The sequence below is a fragment of the Streptomyces sp. genome (genome assembly GCF_036566765.1).
Lineage (GTDB): Bacteria > Actinomycetota > Actinomycetes > Streptomycetales > Streptomycetaceae > Streptomyces.
The window spans coordinates 1-7,915 of the sequence record NZ_DATCVQ010000095.1; the positions used below are offsets into that span (position 1 = coordinate 1).

Consider the following 7,915-nt stretch of genomic DNA (forward strand, 5'->3'; position numbering starts at 1 on the left):
CCGGCGACCGGCTGCGCGCCGTCGACGGCCGCCCGGTCGACGGGCTGTCCGTCTCCGAGGTCGTGTCCCTGCTGCGCGGCGACGGCGTCGCCGGCTCCGCCGTCGCCCTGGGCGTCGAGCGCGGCCACTCCGCCTGGACCGCGACCCTGCACCGGGCCCGTCTGGCGACCGAGCCGGTCACCGTGGTGCGGCTCGACGACGGCGCGGTGCTGATCCGGGTCGCCGCCTTCACCAAGGGCGTGGGCGAGCGGGTACGGGAGGCGGTACGGGCCGCCCCGGCCGGCGCCGGCGTCCTGCTCGACCTGCGCGGCAACTCCGGCGGTCTGGTCGCCGAGGCCGCCGTGGCCGCCTCCGCCTTCCTCGACGGCGGCCTGGTCGCCACGTACGACGTGGACGGCGAGCAGCGCGCGGTGTACGCGCAGAGCGGCGGCGACACCCGCAGACCCGTGGTCGCGCTGATCGACGGCGGCACGATGAGCGCGGCCGAACTGCTGACCGGCGCCCTCCAGGACCGGGGCCGGGCGGTCACCGTCGGCGCCCGCACCTTCGGCAAGGGCTCCGTGCAGATGCCCAGCACCCTCCCCGGCGGCTCCGTCGCCGAGCTCACCGTCGGTCACTACCGCACGCCCGCCGGGCGCGGCGTCGACGGCCGCGGGATCGTCCCGGACCTCGCCGTCGGGGACGGCTCGGGTCAGCGGGCCGAGAAGCAGGCCCGCACGGTATTGAGTGGCCTCAGGGGCGGGTCGTAGTGCGAAAATGACCGCACTATGGCAAAGGGACTCGTGAACGTGCAGGGCAAGCCTGCGAAGAAGAACACCCAGGACAAGGCGCCGGAGCGCAAGCTCATCGCGCAGAACAAGAAGGCGCGCCACGACTACCACATCATCGACACCTACGAGTGCGGTGTGGTCCTCATGGGCACCGAGGTGAAGTCGCTGCGGATGGGCCGGGCCTCGCTGGTCGACGGCTTCGTCCAGATCGACGGCCACGAGGCGTGGCTGCACAACGTGCACGTGCCGGAGTACTCCCAGGGCAGCTGGACGAACCACTCGGCGAAGCGGAAGCGCAAGCTGCTGCTGCACCGCGCCGAGATCGACAAGTTGGAGTCGAAGGCGCAGGAGACCGGTCACACGATCGTGCCGCTCGCGCTGTACTTCCTGGGCGGCCGGGTGAAGTGCGAGATCGCGCTGGCCAAGGGCAAGAAGGAGTACGACAAGCGGCAGACGCTGCGGGAGAAGCAGGACACCCGCGAGACGAGCCGGGCGATCGCGGCGGCGAAGCGGCGCCAGCGGGCGGCCCAGGCGGTCTGACCACGCGCCGTCGGCCCCGTCCGTCGGGCGTCCCGCGCCTGACCGCGCGGAATACGCTGGCGAGCGCGCGCGTTGGTCACGTACGATGGGCCACGCACCTCACAGCGGGTGCACACCTTGAAAAAACAACATGGGGATGATCGGTTTCGACAGCGGATGTCGAAGCAGGGGAAGCGTGTCGAGGAAGCGGCAATGATCTCGTAAACCATATGTCGCAACCAATAATCGCCAACACCAAGCGCGATTCCTTCGCCCTCGCTGCCTAAGTAGCGACTTGCGAAGTGTCAGCCCGGGGGTGATCCCGACCCGGATCCTGGCATCATCAAGGGATCTAAACTCGCCGGCCCGGTCACGGGGCCGGTGAGGAAATCAAACAGTGACTGAGCCCGTTCCGGACTTGTCTGGGTGATCCGGAGGGCTGAGAAACTCGTACCAGACTGCACACGGAGAAGCCCTGATTCTGCACCGTTGGACGCGGGTTCGATTCCCGCCATCTCCACTCATCCCATGTGGGCAAAGGCCCGGTGGTCTCACGACCGCCGGGCCTTTGTCATGCCCGCCTGTCAGGCGCGCCGCGCGCGCGGGGCGGCCACGCACACCAGCAGGGCCAGGCCCGCCGCCAGCGGCGGGGCGACGTAGCCGTACGCCATCGCCGGCGCGTGCTCGGCCGCCCAGCCGCCCGTGGCCGAGCCGGCCGCGATCCCGCCCAGCAGGGCGGTCACCGCGAGGGTCATGCCCTCGTTGAGCTGCGATGGCGGGGTCAGCTTCTGGACCAGCGACATGCCCGTGACCATCGTCGGGGCCGTCGCCATGCCGGCCGCCAGCAGCGCGCCCGCCAGGGCGAGCAGCGAGCCGGTCGCGGCGGCGAGCAGCGGCAGCGCCATCAGGACCGTCATCGCCGCCAGGCAGCCGGACAGGCCCGCCGTGCGCCGGACGCGGCCGTACGCCAGACCCGCTGCGCACGAGCCCGCCGCCTGGAGCGCCAGGACCGGGCCGGCGACCGGGCCGTCCACGTACGCCAGCGTCACCACCTCCATCGAGCCGAACACCGCGCCCGTCGCCAGGAAGACGCCGAGCAGCGGCGCCATGCCCGGCGCACGCAGCGGCGAGCCGGCCGAGGTGCGCGGCGCCACCGGCGGCTCCGTCGAGCGCTGCGCGGCGAAGATCAGCACCCCGCCGAGGAACAGCGCCGCGGCCACCAGCGTGCCCGCCTGCGGGAAGAGCGCCGAGCAGAGGAACGCGGCGAGCACCGGCCCGATCATGAAGCACAGCTCGTCCGCGGCCTGCTCGAACGCGTTCGCGGTGTGCCGGGCCGCCGGGTCGTCCCGGTACAGGTGGGCCCAGCGCGCCCGCGACATCCCGCCGGTGTTGGGGGCGGTCGCGGTTGCCACGGCGCAGACGAACAGCGTCCAGGCCGGCGCCCCCGCCCGTACGCACAGCAGCATCGCGAGGGAGCCCAGGACGGACAGGACGGTGGCCGGGACGGCCACCCGGGCCTGCCCGTAGCGGTCGACGAGCCGCGCCGTCCAGGGCGCGACGACCGCCGTCGCGGCCAGCCCGGTCGCGGTGACCGAGCCGGCCAGCGCGTACGAGTCGTACGCCCCGGCGATCATGATCACCGCGGCGACGCCGAACATGCCCATCGGCAGGCGGGCGACCAGATTGCCCGCGGTGAAGGCCTTCGTGCCCGGGAGGGCGAACAGCCGCACGTACGGGTTGGTGCTCGTCCGCCGGGGGGCGGGCTCGCGGTAGCGGGGGCCGAGTGCCGGGCCGTGCGGGGTCAGGGTGAGGGTCGTCTGCGGCATGGATCAAGGTTCGGGGGCGGGGCCGGGCCCGGTCCAACACCTAACCGGTGGCCATTCACGCACCTGTGTTGTTGAATGCCGCGTGGCCTCCTCCTCCGACCTCGACCCGCGTCTGCTCCGTGCCTTCCTCGCCGTCGCGGAGGAGTTGCACTTCACCCGCGCCGCCGCCGGGCTGTACGTGGCCCAGCAGGCCCTCAGCCGCGACATCCGCCGCCTGGAGCGGGAGTTGGGCGCGGTGATGTTCGTCCGTACGACCCGGCAGGTCGCCCTCACCCCCGACGGCGCGCGGCTGCTCCCGTACGCCCGGCAGGTCCTCGCCGCCCACGACGCGCTCGCCGACGCCTTTCGGGCCGAGGCCCGGCCGCTGCTCGTCGACCTCAACAGCCCGGGCCTGGCCACCGAGGCGGTCCTCGCGCGGGCCCGCGAACTCGCCCCCGAGCAGGAGCTGATGGCCCGCTACGAGAGCGGTCTGACCTGGGCCGCGGGGGAGATCCTGGCCGGCCGGCTGGACGTCTCCTTCGGCTGGTACGGCGGGCTCGGCGCGGCCCTGCGGGCGCGGCTCGACGCGCAGTTCGTCCGGTACGAGCCGATGGCCGTGATCCTGCCCGAGGACCACCCGCTCGCCGGCCTGGCCGAGGTCCCGCTCGACGCCCTCGCGGGGGAGCGGATCTACGCGGGCGCCGGGAACGACCGCACCGTCGAGTGGACCGATCTGGCCACGCGGCTGTTCGCCGGGCGCGGCATCGCGGTCGCCCCGCCCGCGCCGCTCGCGGTCGGCAAGGAGGAGTTCCGCCGGCTGATGGCCAAGAACCGCACCCCGGTGCTCGCCGTCGTCGACTTCCCGCAGATGCCGGGCTGCGTGCTGCGGCCGCTGACCGACCCCGTGCCGCTCTCCCCGGTCTGGCTGGTGTCGCGCAGGGGGCTGCGGCACCCGGGTCTGGACGCTCTGCGCAAGGCGGCGGCGGAGATCGGGGCCCGGGAGGGCTGGCACGCCCGCCCGCCGGGCGCGTGGCTCCCGGAGGGCGAGCCCGGCCTGCCCACGCACCGGCCCGGCGCGTCCGGCCTGCCCACATCGTGAGCCGCGCCGTCTCAGCATGGGTCTCACACCCCGCCCCGTCCCAGGGTGAGAGCAAGGTTCCGTTATCGTCACCTCTCGGCCCGTCTCCGGAACCGGCCTGAAACGCGCCCTCCCTACCTTCGGGAGTGCAAGAGGTCCAGGGCTCTGGACGCTCTGGGATCCGACAGCGCGGAGGTGCGATATGGGCGGCCGATGGATCGAACGGTGGGAGCCTGAGGACGAGGTCTTCTGGCGTGAACAGGGGGAGCGGATCGCCAAGCGCAACCTGCTCTTCTCCGTCTTCTCCGAGCACATCGGATTCTCCATCTGGACCCTGTGGTCGGTGATGGTCCTGTTCATGGGGCCGCAGTACGGGATCGACCCGGCGGGCAAGTTCTTCCTCATCGCCACCGCCACCTTCGTCGGCGCGCTGATCCGCATCCCGTACACCTTCGCCGTCGCCCGCTTCGGCGGCCGGAACTGGACGATCGTCAGCGCGGTGCTGCTGCTCCTGCCGACCGGCGTCGCGTACGCGGTGATGGAGCCGGGGACCTCGTACAACACGTTCCTGCTGGTGGCCGCGCTCACCGGGGTCGGCGGCGGAAACTTCGCCTCCTCGATGACCAACATCAACGCCTTCTTCCCGCTCCGCAAGAAGGGCTGGGCGCTCGGCCTCAACGCGGGCGGCGGCAACATCGGCGTCCCCGTCGTGCAGCTCGTCGGCCTGCTCGTCATCGGCACCGCCGGCGCCGCGCACCCGCGGATCGTGCTCGGCGTCTACATCCCGCTGATCGTCGTCGCCGCGCTGTGCTCCGCGCTCTTCATGGACAACCTGGCCCCGGTGAAGAACGACACCGGCGCGGTCAAGCAGGCCGCCACGGCCAAGCACACGTGGATCATGTCCTTCCTGTACATCGGCACCTTCGGCTCGTTCATCGGGTACAGCTTCGCCTTCGGCCTGGTGCTGCAGACCCAGTTCGGCCGGACCCCGCTGCAGGCCGCCTCGCTCACCTTCATCGGCCCGCTGCTCGGCTCCCTGATCCGGCCGGTCGGCGGCTCGCTCGCGGACAAGTACGGCGGCGCGCGGATCACGCTCGGCACCTTCGCCGCGATGGCCGCGTCGACCGGCGTGGTCGTCTACGCCTCCGTGATCGAGTCGCTGACCGTCTTCCTCGTCGGCTTCATCGGACTGTTCGTCCTCAGCGGCCTGGGCAACGGCTCCACGTACAAGATGATCCCGGCGATCTTCCTGGCGCAGGGCCACCGCAAGGGCCTGGCGGGGGAGGAGGCGGAGGCGTACGGCCGCCGGCTCTCCGGGGCCTCCATGGGCCTGATCGGCGCGGTCGGGGCGCTCGGCGGGCTCGGCATCAACCTCGCCTTCCGGCAGTCCTTCCTGAGCGCCGGCACCGGAACCTCCGCCTTCGTCGCCTTCCTGGCCTTCTACGCCGCGTGCATGGTGGTCACCTGGGCGGTATACCTTCGCCGGCCGGCCGCGGTGCCCGACACGGCGGAGACGGCCGAGACGGAGCCGCAGCGCGGATTCGCCGGGGTGTGATCCGCGGTGGTCCGTAACGACCGGGAAATGCAGGAGGACCGAGACTGTCACGCGGCGCCGTCAGGCTCGGTCCTCATGTACGAGCAAGAGCAGGGGCCCCTCGCGGGGTTCACCGTCGGCGTCACGGCGGCGCGGCGCGCGGACGAGCTGGCCGCGCTCCTGCGCCGCCGCGGCGCCGCCGTGGTGCACGGGCCGGCGCTGCGGATCGTCCCCCTCGCCGACGACGCGGAGCTGCTGGCCGCGACGAAGGAACTGATCGCCGACGCCCCGGACGTCGTCGTCGCCACCACGGCGATCGGCTTCCGCGGCTGGATCGAGGCCGCCGAGGGCTGGGGGTACGGGGACGAGCTCCTGGCCTGTCTGCGCGGCGTGGAGCTGCTGGCCCGCGGGCCGAAGGTCAAGGGCGCGGTGCGGGCCGCGGGGCTCACCGAGGACTGGTCGCCGTCCTCGGAGTCCATGGCGGAGGTGCTCGAGCGGCTGCTCGGGGAGGGCGTGGCGGGCCGCCGCATCGCCCTCCAGCTGCACGGGGAGCCGCTGCCGGGGTTCGTGGAGGCGCTGACGGCGGGGGGCGCGGAGGTCGTCGGGGTGCCGGTGTACCGGTGGATGCCGCCGGAGGACCTCGGTCCGCTGGACCGGCTGCTCGACGGGGTGCTGGCCGGCTCGCTGGACGCGGTGACCTTCACCAGCGCCCCGGCGGCGGCCTCGCTGCTGACCCGGGCCGAGGACCGGGGGGTGCTCGTGGAGCTGCTCGCGGCGCTGCGGCACGACGTGCTCGCCGTCTGCGTGGGGCCGGTCACCGCGCTGCCGCTCCAGGCGCAGGGGATCGACACGCTGCAGCCGGAGCGGTTCCGGCTGGGGCCGCTGGTGCAACTGCTCTGCCAGGAGCTGCCGTCCCGGGCCCGTACGCTCCCGGTGGCCGGCCGTCGGGTCGAGATCCGCGGCCATGCGGTCCTCGTCGACGGGGAGCTGCGTCCCGTACCGCCGGCCGGCATGGCCCTGCTCAACACCCTGGCGCGTCGGCCCGGTTGGGTCGTCTCGCGGGCGGACCTGCTGCGCGCGCTGCCCGGCGCGGGCCGCGACGAGCACGCGGTGGAGACGGCGATGGCCCGCCTCCGCACGGCGCTCGGCGCGCCGAAGCTGATCCAGACGGTGGTCAAGCGCGGCTACCGCCTGGCGCTGGACACCCCGTCGGAGACGAAGTACGCGGACGCGTAGGGCGGGTGGGGCTCGGCCCCACCCGCCCTACGCGTCCTTCCGCTCGTGCCCCCGTCGGTCCTCGCCTCAGTGCTCCCGCAGCCGCATCGCCCGGAGCAGGCAGCCGAAGCCCACCGCGGTCAGCACCCCGCGGACCAGGTTCCAGGCGACCCACGGGGACTCGAAGTCCGCGCGGAGCCGGGCCGGGTTCCCGGCCGCCGCGAGGGCGTCGTTCAGGGGCACGTTGACCGCCGAAGTGACCACGAAGACCGCGACGTACAGCACGAGCGCCGCGATCACCCAGCCCTTCGCCGGGGTGCGGCGCTGCTGCCAGGCCGCGACCCCCGTGAGGACCAGCGCCCCGAAGAACGGCGTGAAGAAGACCGGGTTCTGGATCACGTCGTTGATGTTCCGCATCACCTCGACGAAGGTCCGGTCGTCGCTGCGCGCCAGTGCCGGCATCACCGAGCACACGTACGCCAGCCACACCCCCGCGACCAGTCCCGTCGCCGCCGTCGCCGCGCCGAGCACGGCGCCCCGTCCTGTCCCGCCCCTGTTGTCTGTCATGGGCACAGTCAATCGCCCGTACGCGCCAAGATCCATGGAATTGCGTCCACGTTCCATACGCGGGAGTCCACGACGATCCTCCGCCGCGGGTCTAGTCGCGGACGCCCGGGGTGGGCACTCTGGTGGGCGGCACCGCACCGACCGTCCCCCGAGCGCGAGGTGGTGACAGGGACATGCCCGTAGGGCTCCCGGTGGCACGGATCGACGCCGGACGGATCTGCCTGGACCTGGCCGCCCAGCCGCCCGACCGCGCCGACGCCCTCGACCGCTGGCTGCACACCGCGGGCCTGGTCCCCGGCGTCACCCCGCTGCACACCCTGGACGCCCGCTGGGTCGCCCGCTTCCGCGAACTCGGCGACTGCGTCGCAGCGTTGGTCCACGCCCAGCTCCAGGGCGCCGGACCCGACCCGGCCGCCCTGGACCGCCT

The 7,915-nt window shown here is 73.0% G+C and carries 8 protein-coding genes and 1 other RNA gene; 7 read left to right on the forward strand and 2 right to left on the reverse strand.

Annotation, left to right across the window (positions count from 1 at the left end; all coding sequences use genetic code 11):
• The 3 genes from VIU94_RS05270 to ssrA all read left to right on the forward strand — a co-directional run.
• On the forward strand, positions 1 to 749 hold a 749-nt coding region (locus VIU94_RS05270; protein ID WP_331908041.1), incomplete at its 5' end, for a S41 family peptidase.
• Between the two features lie 18 nt (positions 750 to 767).
• Positions 768 to 1,310, forward strand: coding sequence for an SsrA-binding protein SmpB (gene smpB, locus VIU94_RS05275; protein ID WP_331908043.1), 543 nt, complete (start codon positions 768 to 770; stop codon positions 1,308 to 1,310).
• A 132-nt stretch (positions 1,311 to 1,442) separates the two neighbouring features.
• Positions 1,443 to 1,812: a transfer-messenger RNA gene (gene ssrA / locus VIU94_RS05280) on the forward strand.
• Between the two features lie 61 nt (positions 1,813 to 1,873).
• Here ssrA and VIU94_RS05285 read toward each other — a convergent pair.
• Positions 1,874 to 3,115, reverse strand: coding sequence for an MFS transporter (locus VIU94_RS05285; protein ID WP_331908046.1), 1,242 nt, complete (start codon positions 3,113 to 3,115; stop codon positions 1,874 to 1,876).
• An 82-nt stretch (positions 3,116 to 3,197) separates the two neighbouring features.
• On the opposite strand from VIU94_RS05285, the gene VIU94_RS05290 reads away from it, so the two are divergent.
• The 3 genes from VIU94_RS05290 to VIU94_RS05300 all read left to right on the forward strand — a co-directional run bounded on the left by VIU94_RS05290 (position 3,198) and on the right by VIU94_RS05300 (position 6,942).
• On the forward strand, positions 3,198 to 4,193 hold the full coding sequence (locus tag VIU94_RS05290) for a LysR family transcriptional regulator (RefSeq protein ID WP_331908048.1): 996 nt from the start codon (positions 3,198 to 3,200) through the stop codon (positions 4,191 to 4,193).
• 181 nt (positions 4,194 to 4,374) lie between these two features.
• Entirely contained in the window at positions 4,375 to 5,727 is a 1,353-nt protein-coding gene (locus tag VIU94_RS05295) for a nitrate/nitrite transporter (protein WP_331908050.1), read from the forward strand.
• A 75-nt stretch (positions 5,728 to 5,802) separates the two neighbouring features.
• Positions 5,803 to 6,942, forward strand: coding sequence for a uroporphyrinogen-III synthase (locus tag VIU94_RS05300; RefSeq protein WP_331908052.1), 1,140 nt, complete (start codon positions 5,803 to 5,805; stop codon positions 6,940 to 6,942).
• A 66-nt stretch (positions 6,943 to 7,008) separates the two neighbouring features.
• Here VIU94_RS05300 and VIU94_RS05305 read toward each other — a convergent pair whose 3' ends face one another.
• Positions 7,009 to 7,488, reverse strand: a complete 480-nt coding sequence (locus VIU94_RS05305; RefSeq protein WP_331908054.1) for an anthrone oxygenase family protein — start codon at positions 7,486 to 7,488, stop codon at positions 7,009 to 7,011.
• 173 nt (positions 7,489 to 7,661) lie between these two features.
• Between VIU94_RS05305 and VIU94_RS05310 the strand changes: the two genes are divergently transcribed.
• The coding region (locus tag VIU94_RS05310; RefSeq protein ID WP_331908056.1) for an ABATE domain-containing protein at positions 7,662 to 7,915 on the forward strand (254 nt) is incomplete at its 3' end.

Bases quoted from the DNA above. Each gene is read 5' to 3' on its own strand.
- VIU94_RS05300 (WP_331908052.1), top strand. From the start codon at position 5,803: ATGTACGAGCAAGAGCAGGGGCCCCTCGCGGGGTTCACCGTCGGCGTC.
- VIU94_RS05305 (WP_331908054.1), bottom strand. From the start codon at position 7,488: ATGACAGACAACAGGGGCGGGACAGGACGGGGCGCCGTGCTCGGCGCG.
- smpB (WP_331908043.1), top strand. From the start codon at position 768: ATGGCAAAGGGACTCGTGAACGTGCAGGGCAAGCCTGCGAAGAAGAAC.
- VIU94_RS05295 (WP_331908050.1), top strand. From the start codon at position 4,375: ATGGGCGGCCGATGGATCGAACGGTGGGAGCCTGAGGACGAGGTCTTC.
- VIU94_RS05285 (WP_331908046.1), bottom strand. From the start codon at position 3,115: ATGCCGCAGACGACCCTCACCCTGACCCCGCACGGCCCGGCACTCGGC.